General features: G+C 62.0%; 19 protein-coding genes and 1 pseudogene. 12 read left to right on the forward strand and 8 right to left on the reverse strand.

The features are described 5' to 3' along the window. Positions 1-249 precede the first annotated feature (249 nt). Both NKH13_RS22460 and NKH13_RS22465 read left to right on the forward strand, forming a co-directional pair. Positions 250-501, forward strand: coding sequence for a helix-turn-helix domain-containing protein (locus NKH13_RS22460; RefSeq protein ID WP_352914399.1), 252 nt, complete (start codon positions 250-252; stop codon positions 499-501). Then, on the forward strand, positions 501-1,808 hold the full coding sequence (locus tag NKH13_RS22465) for a type II toxin-antitoxin system HipA family toxin (RefSeq protein ID WP_352914402.1): 1,308 nt from the start codon (positions 501-503) through the stop codon (positions 1,806-1,808). Before NKH13_RS22460 ends, NKH13_RS22465 begins: the two co-directional genes overlap by 1 nt. Before the next feature lie 150 nt (positions 1,809-1,958). On the opposite strand, the pseudogene NKH13_RS22470 reads toward NKH13_RS22465, so the two are convergent. Next, positions 1,959-2,363: pseudogene (locus NKH13_RS22470) on the reverse strand (isocitrate/isopropylmalate family dehydrogenase); the annotation flags it as partial. A gap of 95 nt (positions 2,364-2,458) precedes the next feature. Next, complete coding sequence (locus NKH13_RS22475; RefSeq protein ID WP_352914405.1) at positions 2,459-2,971, reverse strand: phosphatidylglycerophosphatase A family protein; 513 nt, start codon at positions 2,969-2,971, stop codon at positions 2,459-2,461. A 214-nt stretch (positions 2,972-3,185) separates the two neighbouring features. On the opposite strand from NKH13_RS22475, the gene NKH13_RS22480 reads away from it, so the two are divergent. Then, positions 3,186-3,812 (forward strand): CDP-alcohol phosphatidyltransferase family protein, encoded by a 627-nt coding sequence (locus NKH13_RS22480; RefSeq protein ID WP_352914407.1) that lies wholly within the window; start codon positions 3,186-3,188, stop codon positions 3,810-3,812. A gap of 56 nt (positions 3,813-3,868) precedes the next feature. On the opposite strand, the gene NKH13_RS22485 is transcribed toward NKH13_RS22480, so the two are convergent. Then, positions 3,869-4,888, reverse strand: a complete 1,020-nt coding sequence (locus tag NKH13_RS22485; protein ID WP_352914409.1) for an LLM class flavin-dependent oxidoreductase — start codon at positions 4,886-4,888, stop codon at positions 3,869-3,871. A gap of 253 nt (positions 4,889-5,141) precedes the next feature. Between NKH13_RS22485 and NKH13_RS22490 the strand changes: the two genes are divergently transcribed. Both NKH13_RS22490 and NKH13_RS22495 read left to right on the forward strand, forming a co-directional pair. Beyond that, on the forward strand, positions 5,142-5,375 hold the full coding sequence (locus NKH13_RS22490) for an AbrB/MazE/SpoVT family DNA-binding domain-containing protein (RefSeq protein ID WP_352914412.1): 234 nt from the start codon (positions 5,142-5,144) through the stop codon (positions 5,373-5,375). Next, positions 5,372-5,776, forward strand: a complete 405-nt coding sequence (locus tag NKH13_RS22495; protein WP_352914415.1) for a type II toxin-antitoxin system VapC family toxin — start codon at positions 5,372-5,374, stop codon at positions 5,774-5,776. The genes NKH13_RS22490 and NKH13_RS22495 overlap by 4 nt, the downstream gene beginning before the upstream one ends. A gap of 22 nt (positions 5,777-5,798) precedes the next feature. Here NKH13_RS22495 and NKH13_RS22500 read toward each other — a convergent pair whose 3' ends face one another. The 5 genes from NKH13_RS22500 to NKH13_RS22520 all read right to left on the reverse strand — a co-directional run bounded on the left by NKH13_RS22500 (position 5,799) and on the right by NKH13_RS22520 (position 10,019). Continuing rightward, entirely contained in the window at positions 5,799-6,005 is a 207-nt protein-coding gene (locus NKH13_RS22500; RefSeq protein WP_292653636.1) for a hypothetical protein, read from the reverse strand. Positions 6,006-6,023: 18 nt separating this feature from the next. Further along, positions 6,024-7,166 (reverse strand): DegT/DnrJ/EryC1/StrS family aminotransferase, encoded by a 1,143-nt coding sequence (locus tag NKH13_RS22505; protein ID WP_352914418.1) that lies wholly within the window; start codon positions 7,164-7,166, stop codon positions 6,024-6,026. A gap of 254 nt (positions 7,167-7,420) precedes the next feature. After that, the gene (locus tag NKH13_RS22510) at positions 7,421-8,344 is read right to left on the reverse strand and encodes a carbohydrate kinase family protein (RefSeq protein WP_352914421.1); all 924 of its coding nucleotides are present in this window, start codon (positions 8,342-8,344) and stop codon (positions 7,421-7,423) included. After that, complete coding sequence (locus NKH13_RS22515; RefSeq protein ID WP_352914424.1) at positions 8,341-8,787, reverse strand: RbsD/FucU family protein; 447 nt, start codon at positions 8,785-8,787, stop codon at positions 8,341-8,343. The genes NKH13_RS22510 and NKH13_RS22515 overlap by 4 nt, the downstream gene beginning before the upstream one ends. Positions 8,788-8,789: 2 nt before the next feature. Then, entirely contained in the window at positions 8,790-10,019 is a 1,230-nt protein-coding gene (locus NKH13_RS22520; protein WP_352914427.1) for an ROK family transcriptional regulator, read from the reverse strand. Positions 10,020-10,248: 229 nt separating this feature from the next. On the opposite strand from NKH13_RS22520, the gene NKH13_RS22525 reads away from it, so the two are divergent. The 7 genes from NKH13_RS22525 to glgA all read left to right on the forward strand — a co-directional run bounded on the left by NKH13_RS22525 (position 10,249) and on the right by glgA (position 20,974). After that, positions 10,249-11,265, forward strand: coding sequence for a sugar ABC transporter substrate-binding protein (locus NKH13_RS22525; protein ID WP_352721264.1), 1,017 nt, complete (start codon positions 10,249-10,251; stop codon positions 11,263-11,265). An 88-nt stretch (positions 11,266-11,353) separates the two neighbouring features. Beyond that, positions 11,354-12,436 carry an ABC transporter permease gene (locus NKH13_RS22530; protein WP_352721207.1) on the forward strand — a complete coding sequence of 361 codons (1,083 nt, stop codon included), beginning with the start codon at positions 11,354-11,356 and terminating at the stop codon, positions 12,434-12,436. After that, complete coding sequence (locus tag NKH13_RS22535) at positions 12,433-13,221, forward strand: ATP-binding cassette domain-containing protein (protein ID WP_352721208.1); 789 nt, start codon at positions 12,433-12,435, stop codon at positions 13,219-13,221. The genes NKH13_RS22530 and NKH13_RS22535 overlap by 4 nt, the downstream gene beginning before the upstream one ends. Before the next feature lie 175 nt (positions 13,222-13,396). Beyond that, a complete protein-coding gene (locus tag NKH13_RS22540; RefSeq protein ID WP_352914431.1) occupies positions 13,397-15,865 on the forward strand; it encodes a glycogen/starch/alpha-glucan phosphorylase in 2,469 nt (822 codons plus the stop codon). A gap of 145 nt (positions 15,866-16,010) precedes the next feature. Beyond that, complete coding sequence (glgB, locus tag NKH13_RS22545; protein ID WP_352914434.1) at positions 16,011-18,224, forward strand: 1,4-alpha-glucan branching protein GlgB; 2,214 nt, start codon at positions 16,011-16,013, stop codon at positions 18,222-18,224. A gap of 35 nt (positions 18,225-18,259) precedes the next feature. After that, positions 18,260-19,525, forward strand: coding sequence for a glucose-1-phosphate adenylyltransferase (gene glgC, locus NKH13_RS22550; RefSeq protein ID WP_254819896.1), 1,266 nt, complete (start codon positions 18,260-18,262; stop codon positions 19,523-19,525). A gap of 3 nt (positions 19,526-19,528) precedes the next feature. After that, the gene (gene glgA, locus NKH13_RS22555; protein ID WP_352914438.1) at positions 19,529-20,974 is read left to right on the forward strand and encodes a glycogen synthase GlgA; all 1,446 of its coding nucleotides are present in this window, start codon (positions 19,529-19,531) and stop codon (positions 20,972-20,974) included. The last annotated feature ends 1 nt before the right edge of the window (position 20,975 follow it).

Raw genomic sequence — 20,975 nt, forward strand, 5'->3', positions numbered from 1 at the left:
CGGATCGCCTCTGTCGTTGTGGCGCTCCCATGCAGAACCTGGCCCATAGTGCATCCTTTGATTCGGACGACAATGATGAACCATCAAAGCCCGGGATCAAACATCTAGCTGAAAGTCGAGGCATGGCTGTGAGGGCCACTCGGGATAGGAGGGGATTATACGGTGGAGCGTATCTTCCAGTTTATTCGCTGAAGCGCATATTGAAATTTATCTTCCGAAGCGTATATCTCAGAGCTAGAGAGGTACGCTGTGGACCAAATCGCCCGAACGCCCAAGCAACTCGGAGTTGCCATCCGCCGGCAGCGCCGCAAACTCGGCCTGAATCAGACGACTGTCGGGGAGCGCACGATGCTGCGCCAAGCGACCATCTCGGCCGTCGAGAATGGTGCGCCCGGGACACAGCTCGGAACGCTTTGCGACATTCTCGCAGCGCTCGACCTTGAATTGGTTGTCCGCTCTCGGACCAGGGCAAAGTCGACCGAGATCGAGGACGTCTTCTGATGGCTCGTCCGCGGCGGCACCTCCCGCTCAATGTCTTCTTGAACAGCCGTCTCGTAGGGCGGCTGAATAGACAATCCAGCGGCGCGATCGATTTTCAGTATGATCCGTCCTGGCTTGCCTGGGAGCACGCGCTACCAGTCTCGCTGTCTCTGCCTCTACGCGAAGATCGCTATATCGGTGCACCGGTCGTTGCCGTCTTCGACAATCTTTTGCCCGACAGCATCCCGATTCGCCGCCGTATGGCGGAGCGTGTTCATGCTCAAGGGATAGATGCCTACGACTTGCTTGCCGTTGTCGGACGGGATTGTGTCGGCGCACTGCAATTCCTGCCGGATGATGTCGAGCCGGGCCCCGCCGGTATCGTCGACGGCAAACCCGTTGACGATACCGAGATTGCTCGTCTCCTCCGCGAACTGGCATCGGCCCCCCTCGGGCTGGGAGAGGATGAGGATTTCCGGATCTCGATCGCTGGCGCTCAGGAAAAGACTGCGCTCTTGTTCTGGAAAGGACGTTGGTACAAGCCGCTGGCGACGACTGCTACAACACACATCCTCAAGCCACAGATTGGACGCTTGCCAAACGGCATCGATCTTTCCTTCAGTGTTGAAAACGAATTTTTCTGCCTCAAGATGACAGCCGCCCTAGGGCTCCCGTGCGCCGTCGCCGCAATCGAGGAGTTCGAAGGCAATCGCGTGCTCGTAGTCGAACGTTTCGATCGCCGATGGACGAGTGACAACCGTCTCCTGCGCTTGCCCCAGGAAGACTGCTGCCAGGCTTTGTCTGTGCCTCCATCGCTGAAATACGAATCCGATGGCGGGCCTGGGGTTCCGGCTATCCTTGGTCTGATGAAGGGAAGCGACCAACCGGAGCTAGATCAAGCTGCGGTTCTGAAGGCCGTGGTCGCCTTTTGGCTTCTCGGCGCCACAGATGGGCATGCCAAGAATTTTAGCGTCTTTCTTTCTCCTGGCGGCCGGTTCCGCATGACGCCGTTATATGATGTGATCTCAGCGCAGACCAGCCTTGATGCGGGACAGATCAGGCGCAACAAGATGAAGTTGGCGACGGCTATAGGCGACGCACGCCACTACCTTATCGATAGCGTCATGCCGCGCCATTTCTTCCAGACCGCCGCCAAGGCAGGAATTGGTCCAAAACCCGTCACGGCGATCTTTGACGAGCTGCGCCAACAGGCGCTAACGGCAATTGAACTAGTTTCTGCATCACTCCCAAAGGGTTTCCCTTCGCAAGTCGCGGATGCCATTAGCAATGGGGTCAAAGCTCGCGTGCGCAGACTGGAAGAGGTGTGATGCTGAAGATCGAGGCACAACCAGACTGATAGCCATTGGGACGGTCCAATTGATCTTCCTTAGCAGCAGCAACGCCGCGCGGGATGTAATCAACCCAAGGACTTGCCAGCCTGTAACTTTCTAACCAGGCCAATCAGCTGATTCAGATCAGGGCGTGTGCAGTGACGCGTCCGCGGTCACGCGCTCGATGGCGCGCATCAGGCGCGCCGCGGCAGCCGGCTCGCCGAGATGCTCCAGCATCATCACCGCCGACCAGAACGTGCCGACCGGATTGGCGATGCCCTTGCGTGTGATGTCGAAGGCCGAGCCGTGGATCGGGTCGAGCATCGACGGAAACCGCCACTCAGGGTTGAGGTTCGCAGTCAGCGCGATGCCGATCGATCCGGCAAGTGCCGCCGAAATATCCGACAGGATATCGGCGTGAAGATTGGTCGCTACGATCGTGTCGAGCGAGCGCGGATTGAGCGTCATGCGCACCGTCATCGCGTCGACCAGCATTTTGTCCCGTGCGACATCCGGGAAATCGGCCGCGACCTCACGGGCGATGTCGTCCCAATGGCCGCAATCCTGTAGCTTCGCGTTGGTCCGGTCTCCCCTTGTGGCGCTAAACTCCGATGGACCACGTGGTCTTGGCAAACCGAATGTCGCCGTTACCGAAAATGTTCAATCAAACCGTTCAGCAGGAGCAGCAACGCCCCAGCGACAACAGCCGCGGCAGCATCGTCCAGCATGATGCCGGCCCCACCCCTTAGCTTGTCATGCATGATACGGATGGGCCAAGGCTTGACGACGTCGAAAAACCGGAAAGCTAGGAAGCCTGCTGCCCACCAGAGTGGGTCGAGCGGCAGCATGGAAAGTGTTACGGCGGCGCCGAAGGTCTCATCGATGACGACGATCTGCGGGTCCTCCGTCCCGGTACGAGCGATAACATGCGATGAGGCCCATATGCCGACGGCGAACAGGGCCGCATAGGCAAGCACGGTCAGCCAAGGCGATGCAGGTATCAGAGCCGCGGCAACAGCCACTCCAACCATTGCGCCGACCGTGCCCGGCCATATTGGAGATAATCCCGCGCCAAGAGAGGTCGCGAGCAGGTAGGCGAACTTGGGTGGAAATTTATGCATCAAGTTTCGGCCGGCTTCCCAAGAATGGCAAGCAATCATAGTCACATCGTTCGGGTGCGACCGCCAGACCGCCGGCCGATTTGCTCCGTCAGCTTGGCGAGCGCCTTAATCCGCCGGCCGCATTGCGGCGAGTTGAGAACGTTGCTGAGCCAGTTCTCCGTCTGCGTTGACCAAGTCGAACGGTAGCGACGGTGGAACAAACCCGCAAATTGCTGGTAAAGCTCGGTGAAACGACATCATCAGAGGAGCCGCCATGATCGCCGGTCTCATGAAAAGTCGCATCGACCCGCTATGGGAGCAGGCTGCCTCTCCGCTGATCGGGATCGGCATGACGCCGAACCAGGTTACGGCCAGCGGGCTCGTGCTCGTCGCTTTGTCCTCGGCGGCCTACCTCTACCACCATTCAAGTCTTGCCTTTGGCCTTTGCCTGGCGTTTGCCTTCACCTTCGACGCGCTGGACGGTGCGGTCGCCCGCCGGACAAATATGAGCACCAAGGCCGGTGGCTATTTCGACGCCGTCGTCGACCGTTATCAGGAATTGGCCGTCTTTGCGGCAATCGGCTGGGTCGCCGATCTGTGGACGATCGCAATGTTCGCGTTCGCCGGCGGGATCCTCACAAGTTACGCCAAGGCGCGGACGGCGCTGGAAATCCCTGTGGAAAACCACGGTTGGCCGGATTTCTTCGAGCGGATGGAACGTCTGGTGTTCATTTGCGTGCTGCTTGCCGCCGACGGAGTCGCGACCGCCATGGGCGCGGCTTCGCCCTGGATTCTGGCGGGCGGGTTCGCGCTTTACGCAGTGCTGGCCAACGCGACAGCGCTGCAACGGATCAGCCGCGCATTTGCGATGCTGAAACGAGCCGACGGGAAGCAGCCGTGAGACCGCTAGAACGTGAGCGTCGTATCGACCGCCGTGGCTTTTCCAACAAAGTCGCGTCAGCGCCAGCCCAAGCCAGGGGCGACATGGGTCAGGATCGCCTCGATAAGGTGGGCATTGTAGTCGACGCCGAGCTGGTTGGGGACAGTAACCAGCAGCGTATCGGCCTCGGCGATGGCTTCGTCCCCCTTTAGCTGCTCGATCAGCACGTCCGGCTCGGCGGCATAGGAGCGGCCGAACACGGCGCGTCTGTCTGCCTCGATGTAACCGAACTGATCTCCGCTCTGGTTGCCGCCGAAATAGGCGCGGTCGCGATCATCGATCAGCGCAAAAATGCTCCGGCTGACCGACACCCGCGGCTCGCGCGTGTGCCCGGCCGCCTTCCAGGCCTCACGAAAAGCCCGGATCTGTTCGGCCTGCTGGATGTGAAACGGCTTTCCGCCTTCGTCGAATTTGAGCGTGGAGCTCTGCAGGTTCATCCCCAGTTTCGCAGCCCATTCTGCGGTGGCGTTTGTGGCGGCGCCCCACCAGATGCGCTCGCGCAGGCCTTCCGAGTGAGGCTCGACGCGAAGCAGGCCGGGCGGGTTGGGAAACATCGGCCGCGGGTTGGGCTGCGCAAAGCCTTTGCCCAGCAACACTTCGAGCAGCACTCCGGTGTGTCTGCGGGCCATGTCGGCATCGCTCTCGCCCTCTTGCGGGGCGTAGCCGAAGTAGCGCCATCCCTCGATCACCTGCTCCGGCGAGCCGCGGCTGATGCCCAGCTGCAGACGCCCTCCGGCGATTAGATCGGCGGCGCCGGCGTCCTCGGCCATATAGAGCGGGTTCTCGTAACGCATGTCGATCACCGCCGTGCCGATCTCGATTCGGCTGGTCTTCGCCCCAACCGCTGCCAGCAGCGGGAAGGGAGAGGCGAGCTGGCGCGCGAAGTGATGCACGCGGAAATACGCGCCGTCCGCACCCAGCTCCTCGGCCGCGACGGCCAGCTCGACGGAGTGCAAAAGCGCATCGGATGCCGTCCGCGTTTGCGATTGCGGCGAGGGCGTCCAGTGCCCGAACGAGAGGAAACCAATCTTCTTCATGAAATAGCCAGCCTAGAGGGAAGACCGGAGGAGACTATGCTTCGCCGCAGAGCAAAGCACTTCAAAAAATTTGCCCTGACGGCAATCTTCAAAGCCGCTCCGGCCGATTTGGGAGAGGGGGCAGGGGATGAGTTTTGGCAATGCAGAAGGCCAATGTGCGACCGCAAAATGACAGATGGATACGGATCTAGCAGTTGAAATCCAGCACGACGGGTAATACCTTGGTGATTATTGGTATTACCGAGGTTCGAACATGACCACCAAAGTCACAGCCAAGGGACAGGTGACCATTCCAAAGCCGGTCCGCGAACTGCTTGGGATCGTCCCGGGCAGCAGAGTCGACTTCCGCCGCGCCGATGACGGCAACGTCGTGATTACGCGCACTGACAAGAAGCAGCCCGCGAGCCGCTTCGCGAAATTGCGCGGCCATGCCGGCAAGGGTCTCAGTACCGACGCGATCATGGCACTGACGCGTGGCGACGTGTGACGCTGGTCGACACCAACGTTCTGCTCGACCTTGTCACCAATGATCCGAACTGGGCGGATTGGTCGATCGCCCAGCTTGAGGCCCAAAGCCTGAATGGGCCGCTGTTGATCAACGATGCTGTCTACGCCGAGTTGGCCGTCCGATACGGGCGCATCGAGGATCTCGACGCTTTTCTTGACAAAGCTGGTCTCGAAATCGCTTCGATCCCACGGGCAGCACTGTTCCTCGCGGGAAAGGTCTTTATCCAATACAGGAGATCGGGCGGATTGCGCTCCGGCGTGCTGCCCGACTTTTTCATCGGCGCCCATGCCGTCGTCAATGGGCTGTCGCTGCTCACTCGCGATGTTGGTCGCTATCGTACCCATTTTCCATCACTCAAGCTGATCGCACCGAACTCGTGAATAGCCCGCCGAATAGGGTCCGCTAGGAAGGCGCCGCGAATGCGAGCACTATCGCGATGAGGATCAACAGCGGGCCCATCCATTTAAAATGGGTCCCAAAGTTGGTCCACCATGCCTGCTGTTGGCCGGGGCGAGCTTGAGAGGGGTCCGAGAAAAATCCGAAGCCGACGCCAGCCATCCACAGCCCGGCGCAGAACATTATGAACTCGTCGATGTAATCCGCGACCACGCTTCGAAACTTTCGAATTTATGCCGCCGCTACATGCGCCGAATTCGAGCCGATATAGTTACGGATCGTTTCGATGATCCGGTCCTGGTCGGCCTCGCTCAGATAGGGATGCATCGGGAGGCACAGGATGCGCTTCGGCAGCTCTTCCGAAACGGCAAGTCCGGTCGGCGTGCGCGGATAGTCGCGATAGGCAATCTGGCTGTGCAGCGGTTTCACATAGTAGATGACCGACGGAATGCCCTTTTCACCGAGATGTGCCTTGAGCCCGTCGCGTTTCGGCGTTTCGATGGCGTATTGCGCCCAGGCCGAGCGGCCGCCGCCCAGATTGCGCGCCGCCTTGACGATATCGCCGAGACCTTCGGCATAGCGATTGGCGACCGCTTGCCGCGCCACCATCTCGTCCTCGAGGATGGCCAGCTTCTCGATCAGGATCGCCGCCTGCAGCGTATCGAGCCGTGAATTGATGCCGACGCGGACATTGTCGTATTGCGTTTCGCCCTTGCCGTGAAAGGCGAACGAGCGCAGCTGTTCGGCCAGTGCATCGTCATTGGTGAACATCGCACCGCCATCGCCATAGCAGCCGAGCGGCTTTGCCGGATAGAAGCTGGTTGAGCCGACGGTGCCGAACGAGCCGCACATCTTGCCGTCAACCGAGCCGCCGGTCGCCTGCGCCGCATCCTCGATGACCATCAGGCCTTCGCGATCGGCGATGGCCATAATCGCCTCGTAATCGGCGGCGAGGCCGAACAGGTCGACGGGAATGATTGCCTTCGGCCTCAGCCGGCCCTCCGCCTTGATCATGGCGATTGCCGCCTCGAGGCTGGCGATGTCGATATTGTAGCTGTCGGCATCGACATCGACGAACACCGGTTCGGCCTTGGTCAGCGCCACCACTTCGGCCGTGGCGGCGAAGGTGAAGCTCGGCACGAACACCGCATCGCCCGGGCCGATGCCGGCGGCAAACAACGGCAGCAGCAGCGCATCGGTGCCGTTGGCGCAAGCGACCACATGCTTGGTGCCGATATAGGCGGCGAGCTTGTTTTCGAATTCGGTGACCTGAGGTCCGAGAATATAGCGGCCCTCGTCGACAACCCGGTCGATTGCCGCTTTCAGCCTGTCGCGGATGCGTTCGCGCTGCGCGCCAAGATCGATGAACTGCATGTCGGCCTCAAACGGTTTTAGCCAGATAACCGGCCGCTGGTAGCAGACTTGGCACGGCCGAGAAAGCCGCAGGGCAAAACCCTGAATTGCTCAAGTGTCGCAGCCTGTTACCTCTGATTTCCGATCTGCCCTCTTAAACGCGGGGAAATCCGGGCTTCGGCCGGCTCGATATGGGCTTTCACAGCCCCGCCCCGCCGGTCGGCGAAACATAAAGTGATCGCGGCAGGCAGGTCCGTGAGCGTGTTGCCAGCCGGTCAGGCGAGTTCATGCCGCCATGGCGGATTGGCGCCGGCCCGCGATACCGTCACCGCTGCGGCCTTGGCGCCGAGCGTCAGCGCCTTTTGGATGGCTTCTTCCGGCAGGCTGGCGATTGCCGTCTTCGACAGCAGGCCCTGCTCGTGCAAGGAGGCAAGGATGCCGGCATTGAACGTGTCGCCGGCGCCGACCGTATCGACCACCTCGACCTTGTCCGGCACGACCGTGACCCGGTGCTGGCTGCTGTAACCGACCGCGCCCTCGCTGCCATGGGTGACGACGATCAGCTTCGGACCGCGGTCCAGCCAGTTGCGGACCACGTCCTCATGCGAGCCGGCTTCGTCGAACCAGTTCAGATCCTCGTCCGACAGTTTCACAACGTCGGCCATCGCCATCATGTTTCGGATGCGCCTGAGGTGCTTGGCCTTGTCCGGAATGAAGTTTGGCCGGATGTTGGGGTCGAGCATCATCACGCGGCGCTCATGCTCGCGTCGCATGAACTCCTCATAGGCCGACCCGGCCGGCTCCGAGATCAGGCTAATGGCGCCGAACAGCATCGCCTCGATCTCGCTGCCGAGTTCCGGTAGGTCCTCGATGGTCAGCATGCGCCCGGCGGTGTTCTCGTCGTAGAAGGTGTAGGTCGCCTGGCCGTTGGTGAGGCGCACGAAGGCGAGCGTAGTCGGGCGCGGCGAGGTGTGCGCATAGGTGGAACTGACCTTGCTGGCTCCCAGCGCCTCCCTGAGCTGGCCCCCGAACAGATCCGACGACAGGCCGGAGAAGAAGCCGGCCGGCGCACCGAGCCGGCCAAGCGCAATAGCCGAGTTGAAGACGGCACCGCCGACATAGGGCGCAAAGGCCGGCTCGCCCTCCGTCGTGGTCCGCGGCAGCATATCGATCAGGGCTTCGCCGCAGCAGAGGATCATGAAGTCTTGCTTTCCGGCGGATAGATCACGCCCTTGCGGATGATGATGTTGGCATAAAGCCGCGGCTCACTCGTCGCGACGATCGCGTGCGCGACCTTGACCCGTGCATAGAAGTCGGCGCCGGCAAGCGCAACCACCTTGCGGCCCGGCGCACGCCTGGCGCAGATCGCTTCCATCTCGTGGTGAACCGGATCGGCGAGCAGCGGATCGCCTTTGGCCGAGGCGCGAAACAGCGCCTGCGGCACGGCGTCATCGACCGGCAACACGCTCAGTACCGCATCGAGCACGGGGACGAGATGATGACCGTCGGCGCGGATCAGCCGCTGTGCCTGCTGCTCGGCCGGGTAGTTGCCGTCGACCAGGGCGATCTCGTCGCCATGGCCCATGGCGCGCAATATCGCCAGAAGCTCCGGGCCGAGCAGCGCCGGGATGCCGATCAGCATGCTCAGAAGCTCCGGGAAATCGTGGTCGAGCCGATGAGGAAGCGCTCCGACAGCGGCAGGCTGGCGCCACCCAGCGCCCGCGCATGGATGCCGACGGTTCCCTCGCGAACGGCCGGCAGCCTCAGGCCTTCGCCGTCGATCCGGCCGATGGCCTGGATAACGGCATCGACAAGCCGCCTGCGCACGGCGAGCGGCATCCATCCGTCGATCACCGCGGCTTCGAAGTCAATGACGGAGGACGCCGAAACGATGGCATAGGCGAGCGCCTGCGAGGCGCTGGCGATCCAGTCGTCAAGCTCGGCGCCGATCTCACCCCAGTCCCCCGGTGATGTCCACAGATGCGAGGCTTCGATGCCGCGCGCGTTGAGCGCCTTTTCCAGCATGGCGATCGACGCCACGTCGATCAACTGCGTCGGCTTGCCGTCCGGCCCGGGCACCGGCATCGAGCCCAGCGCGCCGGCATTGCCCGTCGGGCCGCCAAACAACCGGCCGTTCAGCACGATGCCACCGCCGGCAAAGGCGCCGATATAGAAATAGACGAAATCGCGTGCCGCACCCGCCGCCTGGCCGAACACGAGCTCGGCGCCGCAGGCCGAGGTGGCGTCGTTCTGCAGATAGACTGGAAATTCGCATTGCGCCTGGATGTCGGCGCGGATGTCGCGGTGGCGCCATTCGTCCATGATTTCACGCGGCGCGCCGGCGGTGTCGGCCCAGTTCCACAACTCGAACGGCATGGCGATGCCAAGCCCGGCGATGCGTTTATCCTGCGCAGGGGTGAGTTCGCCGCGCATCTTCTTCATGCCGCTTGTGACGAATTCCACCGTCTCGCGCGGGGCAGGGTAGCGGTAGGAATGCTGCAGCATCGAGCGCACATTGCCGAGGAAATCAATCAGCACCAGCTCGGCGCTGCGGCGGCCGATCTTCAGGCCGATGAAATAGGCGCCGTCGGGATTGAGCGCCATGGGTATCGAGGGCTGGCCGATCTTGCCGCGCAACGGCGCCTGGCGGACGAGCAGATCGTCCTCCTCCAGCTCGCGCATGATGACTGACACTGTCTGCGCCGAAAGGCCGGTCATGCGTGCAATGTCGGATTTGGCCAGGCTGCCATGCTGTCGCACCAGCGACAGCACCAGCCGCTCATTGTGGTCCCGCATGCCACTTTGATTGGTGCCGCGGTGCAGACGGCTTTCGGCCGCATCGGGCGAGCCGTGCCTCGTAATGCCGGTCTCCACCCCTGTTCCTCCCGTCGTTTCCCCTCAATGCTTTTGGTCTAGAGTGAGTGAACAATCCAGCGTTGTCAATAATAAATAAGAGTGATTTAATTATTGACAGTGCTGGCGGACTGGTGTCTCTTGAGGTCGGCGCCGACACTGGGAGATTTCGTCGGACGCGCTGCAGATGCCGGTTGGCCGGCATCCTAAATGGTTCCATGGGAGGAAAATCGTGACCACGTCAAAACTGTTGAAATCCACCGTGTTTGCCGCGGCCGGACTGAGCCTGATGGCCTTTGCTTCGACGGCATCGGCCGCCGGGGTCGGCGCCTGCTTGATCACCAAGACCGACACCAATCCTTTCTTTGTCAAGATGAAGGAAGGTGCCGCCGCGAAAGCCAAGGAAATCGGTGTCGATCTGAAAGCCTATGCCGGCAAGGCGGAAGGTGACAATGAGGGCCAGGTTGCGGCGATCGAATCCTGCATCGCCGACGGCGCCAAGGGCATTTTGATCACCGCCACCGACACTGCGGCCATTGTGCCGGCGGTGAAGAAGGCGCGCGATGCAGGGGTGCTGGTGATCGCTCTCGACACGCAGCTCGAGCCTGCCAACGCCGCGGATGCGACGTTTGCGACCGATAATTTCAAGGCCGGCGAGCTTATCGGCTCCTGGGCAAAGGCTACCTTGGGCGACAAGGCCAAGGACGCGCACATCGCTTATATGGATCTGATCGCCAGCCAGCCCTCCGTCGACGTGCAGCGTGATCAGGGCTTCATGAAGGGCTTCGGCATCGACCTCGGCGATCCCAAGAAGATCGGCGACGAAACCGACGCACGCAACGTCTGTCATGATCTGTCGAGCGGCAATGAGGATGGCGGGCATACTGCCATGGAGAATTGCCTGCAGAAGGATCCGGATATCAACGTCGTCTACACCATCAACGAACCTGCGGCCGCGGGCGCCTACCAGGCGCTGAAGGCCGTCGGCAAGGAGAAGGACGTCCTGATTGTCTCGGTCGATGGCGGCTGCCCCGGTGTCAAGAACGTTGCCGAGGGCGTGATCGGCGCCACTTCACAACAATATCCACTGCTCATGGCCTCGCTCGGCATCGAAGCGATCAAGACCTTTGCCGACACCGGCAAGAAGCCGGAGCCGTCGCCCGGTCTGGATTTCTACAACACCGGCGTCACGCTGATCACCGACAAGCCTGCCGCCGGCATCGAATCCATCGACACGAAGCAAGGCCTCAGCAAGTGCTGGGGTTGATTTGATCCCCTGATCGGCTCAACTTCAAACAACAATAGAGAATGTGGAGCGGTTTCGGCCGCTCCACATCACAGGCGGGGAGGCCGACTTGAGCGTCGAAACAACCAAGAGCAAGGGACCGCAGGAATTCGAGACGGTCCTGGCCGCCAGCGACGCCAGCGTCGCTTCATTCGAGACGCATTCCCGCTCGACATTGGAGAGCATCCAGCACCGCTTGCACAAAAGCCCCGCCATGGTGCCGCTGATCATCCTGCTCATCTCGGTGGTTCTGTTCGCAGTCGTCGTCGGTGGCCGCTTCTTTTCTCCCTTCACCCTCACCCTGATCCTCCAGCAGGTGGCGATAACCGGCATGGTCGGCATCGCGCAGACACTGGTGGTGCTCACCGCCGGCATCGACCTGTCAGTCGGCGCCATCATGGTGCTGAGCTCGGTTGTTATGGGCCAGTTTGCCATGCATTACGGTGTTCCAGCGCCGGTCGCCGTTGCCGTCGGGCTGCTTGTCGGCGCGATTTGCGGCTTGATCAACGGCATTCTCATCGCCTGGGTGAAACTGCCGCCCTTCATCGTGACGCTCGGCACCTGGTCGATCTACGCTGCCATCAACTTCATCTATTCCGGCAACGAGACCATCCGCAGCCAAGATCTCGAGGCGACGGCACCGCTGCTGCAGTTTTTCGGCGGCTCGTTCAGGATCGGCGGCGCCGTCTTCACCTATGGCGTGCTGTTGGTGCTGATCATGGGGGCAATTGCCTGGTACGTGCTCAATCACACGGCATGGGGCCGGCATGTCTACGCAGTCGGCGACGACCCGGAAGCCGCGGAACTGTCGGGGGTGCGCGTCAGCCGGATGCTGGTCACGGTCTATACGCTGACTGGCATCATTTGTGCCATCGCCGGCTGGGCCTTGATCGGACGCATCGGATCGGTCTCGCCGCAGGCCGGGCAGTTCGAGAACATCAATTCGATTACCGCCGTGGTGATTGGCGGCACATCACTGTTCGGCGGCCGCGGTTCCATCCTCGGGACCATCTTCGGTGCGCTGATCGTCGGGGTGTTCGCGCTCGGCCTCAGGCTTTGGGGGACAGATCCTCAATGGACGCAATTGTCCGTCGGCGCCCTCATCATCATCGCTGTTGGTATCGACCAGTGGATCAGGAAGATCTCGGCATGAACCAGACTCAGGAACCGATCCTTACCGCCCGCAGCCTGGTCAAACGCTACGGTCGCGTCACTGCCCTCGACAATGCCGATTTCGATCTCTATCCGGGCGAAATCCTTGCTGTCATCGGCGACAACGGCGCCGGCAAGTCGTCGCTTATCAAGGCGATTTCCGGAGCCGTCACCCCCGACGAAGGCGAGATCCGGCTTGAAGGCAAGCCTATTGCCTTCAAATCGCCGATGGAGGCCCGCGAAGCCGGCATCGAGACCGTCTACCAGAACCTGGCGCTGTCGCCGGCGCTGTCCATCGCCGACAACATGTTCCTCGGCCGCGAGATCCGCAAGCAGGGCTTTCTTGGCAGCTGGCTGCGCATGCTCGACCGTCCGGCGATGGAAAAGCGCGCCCGCGACAAGCTGACCGAACTTGGCCTGATGACCATCCAGAACATCAGCCAGGCGGTGGAAACGCTCTCCGGCGGTCAACGCCAGGGCGTGGCAGTGGCGCGCGCCGCCGCCTTTGGCAGTCGGGTGGTGATCATGGATGAGCCGACGGCAGCACTTGGCGTCAAGGAGAGCCGCCGCGTCCTCGAATTGATCCTCGACGTGAAGAAGCGAGGCCTGCCGATCGTGCTGATTTCACACAATATGCCGCATGTCTTCGAGGTGGCGGACCGCATTCACATTCATCGGCTCGGCCGTCGCCTGTGCGTCATCGATCCGAAGCAGTATACGATGTCGGACGCAGTCGCCTTCATGACCGGCGCCAAGGTGCCGCCGGAAGCGGCCCTGGCGGCTTGAGCAAGAACTTGAGGCCCATCGCCGAGGGGCCCAAACGCGCTGTTTCAAAATACCAAATTGCCGCAGGGCAACCCGGCTTGCGGTCGCCTGAATCGATTGAACATTCGGTGAGATGCATTAGCATTGGCAGAGATGGTGAAAGCCGCATGATCCTGGCAACGTCACGAGAGGCAGCATGACGCGCGCGATGACAACCGAAGCTCCTCTGCCCACGCTCGAAAACCCGGATCCCAAGACGCTCGCCGACGAAGTCTTGCAGGCCCTCAAATACAGGGTCGGCAAGGGCACCAACGTTGCAACCCAGTACGACTGGCTCACCGCCTCGATCAAGGTTGTGCGCGACCGCATCGTCGATCACTGGATGCAGGCGACCCAAGAGGCCTACGCCCAGCAGGAAAAGCGCGTCTACTACCTGTCGCTGGAATTCCTCATCGGCCGCCTGATGCGCGATGCCTTCTCCAATCTCGGCCTGATGGACAACATGCGCGAGGCGCTTTCGTCGCTTGGCGTCGACCTCGACATCATTGCAGCGCTCGAACCTGACGCTGCCCTTGGCAATGGCGGGCTTGGCCGGCTCGCCGCCTGCTTCATGGAAAGCATGGCGACCGTCAATATACCCGCGCATGGCTACGGCATCCGCTACGCCAACGGCATGTTCCGGCAGGAGATCCATGACGGGTGGCAGGTGGAGCTGCCCGAGACATGGCTCGATCACGGCAACCCCTGGGAGTTCGAGCGTCGCGAACGCTCCTTCGAGGTCGGCTTCGGCGGCTCGGTGGAATCGGTCACCTCGAAGGACGGCCGGCTCGAGCGCCACGTCTGGAAGCCGACCGAACATGTTCTGGCAGTCGCCTATGATACGCCGGTTGTCGGCTGGCGGGCCAACCGCGTCAATACGCTGCGCCTGTGGTCCGGCATGCCGGTCGACCCGATCCTGCTCGACAAGTTCAACGCCGGCGATCACATCGGCGCGCTCGCCGAAAGCAACAAGGCCGATGCGTTGTCGCGCGTCCTTTACCCGGCCGATTCCCACAAGGCGGGCCAGGAGTTGCGGCTCAGGCAGGAGTATTTCTTCTCCACCGCCTCGCTGCAGGACATCGTCCAGCGTCATCTCAGCCAGTATGGCGACCTGCAATCGCTGCCCGACAAGGCGGCGATCCATCTCAACGACACCCATCCCGCGATCGCCGTAGCCGAGCTGATGCGCCTGTTGATGGATGTCCACGGCATGGATTTCGATCAGGCCTGGAGCATCACCAAGCGCACCTTCGGCTACACCAACCACACGCTGCTTCCCGAGGCGCTAGAAAGCTGGCCCGTGCCGCTGTTCGAGCGGCTGTTGCCGCGCCACATGCAGATCGTCTACGCCATCAACGCCGAGGTGCTGCTCGAGGCGCGCGCCTCCGACCAGTTCTCGGACGAGCAGATCAGCCGCATCTCGCTGATCCAGGAAAATGGCGATCGCCGCGTGCGCATGGGCAACCTGGCCTTTGTCGGCTCGCACTCGATAAACGGCGTCTCGGCACTGCACACGGAATTGATGAAGGAGACGGTGTTTGCCGATCTCCACAGGCTCTACCCGGACCGCATCAACAACAAGACCAACGGGATCACGCCGCGGCGCTGGCTGATACAGTGCAATCCCGGCCTCACGGCACTCACCCGAGAGGCGATCGGCGACGGTTTCCTCGACGACATCAACGAGATAAACCGGCTTGATCCTTTCGCCGAGGACGCCGCCTTCCGCGACAAGTTCGCCGCTGTCAAACGGGCGAACAAGACGAGGCTTGCCAATCTCGTTGCCGACCGGCTCGGTATCAAGGTCGACCCCTCGGCGCTGTTCGACATCCAGGTCAAGCGCATCCACGAATACAAGCGCCAGCTCTTGAACATTCTCGAAGCGGTCGCGCTTTACGACCAGATCCGCTCGCATCCGGAGCGCGACTGGATGCCCCGCGTCAAATTCTTCGGCGGCAAGGCGGCGCCCAGCTATCACAACGCCAAGCTGATCATCAAACTTGCCAACGACGTCGCCCGGGTCATCAACCGCGACCCGGCGGTGCGCGGTTTGCTGAAAGTGGTGTTCGTGCCGAACTACAATGTCAGCCTTGCCGAGATCATGATGCCGGCCGCCGATCTTTCGGAGCAGATATCGACCGCCGGCATGGAAGCGTCCGGCACCGGCAACATGAAGTTCGCGCTGAACGGCGCGCTGACCATCGGCACGCTCGACGGCGCCAACGTCGAGATCAAGGAATGCGTCGGCGACGACAACATCTTCATCTTCGGCCTGACCACAGAGGAAGTCGCCGAGCGGCGCAACAATGCTTATGATCCGCGCGTCGTAATCGAGGGATCGCCTGAATTGGCGCAGGCGCTTGCCGCGGTGTCGTCCGGGGTCTTTTCGCCTGACGATCCGGACCGTTATCGCGACCTGATCAACGGCCTTTATCAGAGCGACTGGTTCATGGTCGCTGCGGATTTCGATGCCTACGCCGCCACCCAGCGCGACGTCGATGCCGTCTGGCGCAACAGCCCGGACTGGTACGCCAGAGCGATCCGCAATGTCGCCCGCGTCGGCTGGTTCTCGTCCGACCGCACGATCCGCCAATATGCGAAAGACATCTGGCACGTGCCCGCCTGATGTGATTGCATGAGACCAGGAACAATGTGGCCCTAGTGGAGTGATTTGACCTTCGCATCCCTTGGAAGGTCAGGCGGCCTGCGACTGTCGAATTCAAAACTTCACTAGAAACACACACTTGGTGCCCGAGGAGGGACACTGCCTGATGAGCAAGCCGCGCGCGACCGTTGCGACAAGCGGGCCGGACGGACTGGCGCCAGCCGACGATGTCGCGGCGATTGTCGCCGGCACGCATGGCGACCCGTTCGCCGTGCTCGGCGTGCATGAGGCGGGGAAGGGCTTTGTCGCCCGCTGCTTCGTCCCTCATGCCGAGTTCGTCACCGCCTATACGCTGACCGGCAAAAAGGCCGGCGAGCTGTCGAGACGCGACGACCGCGGCTTCTTCGAAGGCAGACTGTCGCTGCGCAAACGCCAGCCGCTACGCTATCATGCCAGGAATTCCGGCGGTGACTGGTGGCTGACCGATCCATATTCCTTCGGCCCCGTGCTCGGTCCGCTGGACGACTATTACATCGCCGAAGGGTCGCATCTCAGGCTGTTCGACAAGCTCGGCGCCCATCTCATCGACCATGAAGGTGCATCGGGCGTGCATTTCGCCGTATGGGCGCCCAATGCAAGGCGCGTCTCGGTGGTCGGCGACTTCAACGAGTGGGACGGCCGCAGGCACACCATGCGCGACCGCCGCGATACCGGCATCTGGGAGCTGTTCATTCCCGACATCGGCGCTGGCCGCCCGTATAAATATGAGATCATCGGGCCGGATGGCGTGAGATTGCCGCTCAAGGCAGATCCGTTCGCCTTCAAGTCCGAACTGCGCCCGGCCACCGCCTCGGTGACGGCGCTGCCGCCGGCGCACGAATGGGGCGACGAGGCGCACCGGAACTACTGGCGCAATGCCGACCACAGGCGCGAAGCCGTATCGATCTACGAGGTCCATGCCGGGTCATGGCGGCTTCACGACGACGGCAGCTTCCTGTCGTGGGACGAACTCGCCGACAGGCTGATCCCTTACGTGGTCGAGACCGGTTTTACCCACATCGAATTCATGCCGATCTCCGAGCACCCCTATGACCCGTCCTGGGGCTACCAGACGACCGGTCTCTATGCGCCGACTGCCCGCTTTGGCGATCCGGACGGTTTTGCCCGCTTCGTCGACGGTGCCCACCGTGCAGGCATCGGCGTCATCCTCGACTGGGTGCCGGCGCATTTCCCGGTTGACGAACACGGTCTGGCAAAGTTCGACGGTACCGCGCTCTATGAGCATGCCGACCCGCGCAAGGGCTTCCATCCCGACTGGAACACCGCGATCTACAATTTTGGTCGTCGCGAGGTGGTCTCGTTCCTTGTCAACAATGCGTTGTTCTGGGCCGAGAAATATCACGTCGACGGTCTGCGCGTCGATGCGGTCGCCTCGATGCTTTATCTCGATTATTCGCGTAAGGCCGGTGAATGGATTCCCAACGAGAAAGGCGGGCGCGAGAACCTCGAAGCGGTCAGCTTCCTGCAGCGTATGAACAAGGAGGTCTACGGCCATCATCCGGGCGTGATGACCATCGCCGAGGAATCGACCTCGTGGCCGAAAGTCTCGCAGCCGGTGCATGAAGGCGGACTGGGCTTCGGTTTCAAATGGAACATGGGCTTCATGCACGACACTTTGGAGTATTTCTCCAAGGAGCCGATCTTCCGCAAACATCACCACAACGACATCACCTTCGGCCTGGTCTACGCCTTCAGCGAGAATTTCGTGCTGCCGCTGTCCCATGACGAGGTGGTGCACGGCAAGGGCACGCTGCTCAACAAGATGGCCGGCGACGACTGGCAGAAATTCGCGACGCTGCGCGCCTACTACGCCTTCATGTGGGGCTATCCCGGCAAGAAGCTGTTGTTCATGGGCCAGGAGTTCGCACAGCGCCGCGAGTGGAGCGAGGCGCGCGCGCTCGACTGGAACCTGCTCGATTTCCGGCTTCACCGCGGCGTCTGGCAGACGGTGCGCGATCTGAACTATCTTTACCGCTCGCGCCCGGCGCTGCATGGCCGCGACTGCGAGCCGGAGGGCTTTTCCTGGCTGATCGTCGACGACAGCGCGAACTCGGTATTTGCCTGGCTGCGCAGCGCGCCGGGTGGCAACCCGGTCGCCGTCATTTCCAACTTCACGCCGGTGCCGCGCGACAATTACCGCGTGCCGTTACCGCAGGCCGGAAAATGGCGCGAGATCATCAACACCGATGCCACGGATTATGGCGGTTCCGGCAAGGGCAATAGCGGCGTCGTCGACGCTCAGGCGGAAGGAGGAGGCATTTCGGCGACGATGCTTTTGCCGCCGTTATCGACGATCATGCTCGAATTCGTCCCGGACTGAGCTATGTCTGGAGCATCTAACCTGGGAGGATAGGAATGGCTGAAATAAAACGAACACAGCCGCTGGCACGCGACGCCATGGCTTATGTGCTGGCCGGCGGCCGTGGCAGCCGGCTCAAGGAACTGACCGACCGCCGCGCCAAGCCGGCGGTCTATTTCGGCGGCAAGACCCGCATCATCGATTTCGCCCTCTCCAATGCGCTCAATTCCGGTATCCGCCGCCTCGGCGTCGCCACCCAGTACAAGGCGCATTCGCTGATCCGCCATTTGCAGCGCGGTTGGAACTTCTTGCGGCCCGAGCGCAACGAGAGTTTCGACATCCTGCCGGCCAGCCAGCGTGTGTCGGAAACGCAATGGTATGAGGGCACCGCCGACGCCGTGTACCAGAACATCGACATCATCGAGGCCTATGGGCCGGAATACATGGTCATCCTGGCCGGCGACCACGTCTACAAGATGGACTACGAAATGATGCTGCGCCAGCATGTCGAGGCCGGCGCCGATGTCACCGTCGGCTGCCTCGAAGTGCCGCGCATGGAAGCCACCGGCTTCGGCGTCATGCATGTCGATCCCAAGGACACCATCATCTCCTTCATCGAAAAGCCCGCCGATCCGCCGGGCATTCCCGACAAACCGGATTTCGCGCTGGCCTCGATGGGCATCTATGTGTTCAAGACCAAGTTCCTGATGGAGCAATTGCGTCGCGATGCGGCGGAACCCGGCTCCAGCCGTGACTTCGGCAAGGACATCATCCCCTACATCGTCGAGCACGGAAAGGCCATCGCCCATCGCTTCGCCAAATCCTGCGTGCGCTCGACCGCCGAGAACGAGGCCTATTGGCGCGACGTCGGCACTGTCGACGCCTATTGGGAAGCCAATATCGACCTGACCGACATCACGCCGGAACTCGACCTTTACGACCGCGACTGGCCGATCTGGACTTATGCCGAGTTGAAGCCGCCGGCAAAGTTTGTGCATGACGAGGATGGCCGCCGCGGGTCTGCCGTGTCGTCTCTCGTGTCGGGCGATTGCATCGTTTCGGGCGCTTCGCTGAAGCGAAGCCTGATCTTCACCGGCGCGCGCATCAATTCCTATTCGACGCTGGAGGAGGTCGTCATGCTGCCGGACGTCCATGTCGGCCGCAACGCCAGGCTGAAGCGCGTGGTCATCGATCACGGCGTCAGGATCCCGGAGGGTCTGGTGGTCGGCGAGGATCCCGTCCTGGACGCCAAGCGTTTCCGCGTTTCGGAAAAAGGCATCTGCCTGGTCACGCAGGACATGATCAACAGGCTGGGATCGTAGTGCATGCAGGTTCTGTCGGTGGCGCCCGAGATCTTTCCGCTGGTCAAGACCGGCGGGCTCGCCGACGTAACCGGCGCCTTACCCGTGGCATTGGCCGGCAACGGCGTCACCATGCGCACGCTCGTCCCCGGCTATCCCCAGGTGATGGGCGCCTTCAGGAAAAAGAAGGCGGTTCAGCAATATCCATTGCTGCAGGGCGGCAAGGCTTCGGTGCATGCCGTCCATATTGCCGGGCTCGACCTGTTCGTGCTTGAAGCGCCGCATCTTTTCGACCGTCCCGGCGGTCCATATGGCAATGCGACCGGCGCCGACTGGCCGGACAATTGGCGACGGTTCGCGGCCTTGAGCCAGGTCGGCGGCGACATCGCCGGCGGCGCCATCTCGGGCTACCTGCCCGATATCGTCCATGCCCATGACTGGCAGTCGGCAATGACGCTCGCCTATATGCGCTACGGCAAGGCGATCGGCACGCCGTCGATGATCACCGTCCACAACCTCGCATTCCAGGGTCAGTTCGGCGCCGGCATCTTTGGCGAGCTTGGCCTGCCGGCGGCGGCGATGGCGCTCGACGGCGTCGAATATTATGGCGGCGTCGGCTTCCTCAAGGCCGGCCTGCAGGCTGCGTGGGCGATCACCACGGTCAGCCCGACCTATGCGCAGGAAATCCGCTTGCCCGAATTCGGCATGGGCCTCGACGGCCTGATCAATATGCGCTCCGTCGATCTCCATGGCATCGTCAACGGCATCGATACCGAGATCTGGAACCCGGAAACCGACACGCATCTGGTCTCCAACTACACGGCAAAGACGCTCAAGGCGCGAATGCTCAACAAGGCCGCGGTCGAGGATCGCTTCAGCCTCGATCGCGATGACAGCCCGATCGTCTGCGTCGTCAGCCGGCTGACCTGGCAAAAGGGCATGGACATATTGGCGGCTGCCGTCGACGGCATCGTCGCGGCAGGTGCACGGCTGGCAATCCTTGGGTCTGGCGACGCTGGGCTGGAAGGCGCGTTGCTTGCCGCCGCAGCCCGCCATCGCGGACGCATTGGCGTCGTCGTCGGCTATGACGAGGGGCTCTCCCACACCATGCAGGGCGGCTGCGACGCCATCATTATCCCGTCGCGCTTCGAACCGTGCGGGCTGACGCAGCTTTACGGCCTGCGCTATGGCTGTGTGCCGGTCGTCGCCCGCACCGGCGGCCTTGCCGACACGGTCATCGATGCCAACGAAGCCGCCATCTCGGCCGGCGTGGCGACCGGCTTCCAATTCGCGCCCGCCAATGCCGGCGCCTTGCTGCACGCCGTCCGCCGCCTTGTCGAGGCGCATGCCAATCCCGCTGTGTGGGCGTCGATGCAGCGGCAAGGCATGAAGGCCGACGTGTCGTGGGACAAAAGCGCCGAAAAATATGTCCAACTTTATCGCTTGCTGCTTTCGAAAAGGGCTGCCTGAC

It is taken from the genome of Mesorhizobium sp. M1348 (assembly GCF_040317925.1).
Taxonomy (GTDB): domain Bacteria; phylum Pseudomonadota; class Alphaproteobacteria; order Rhizobiales; family Rhizobiaceae; genus Mesorhizobium.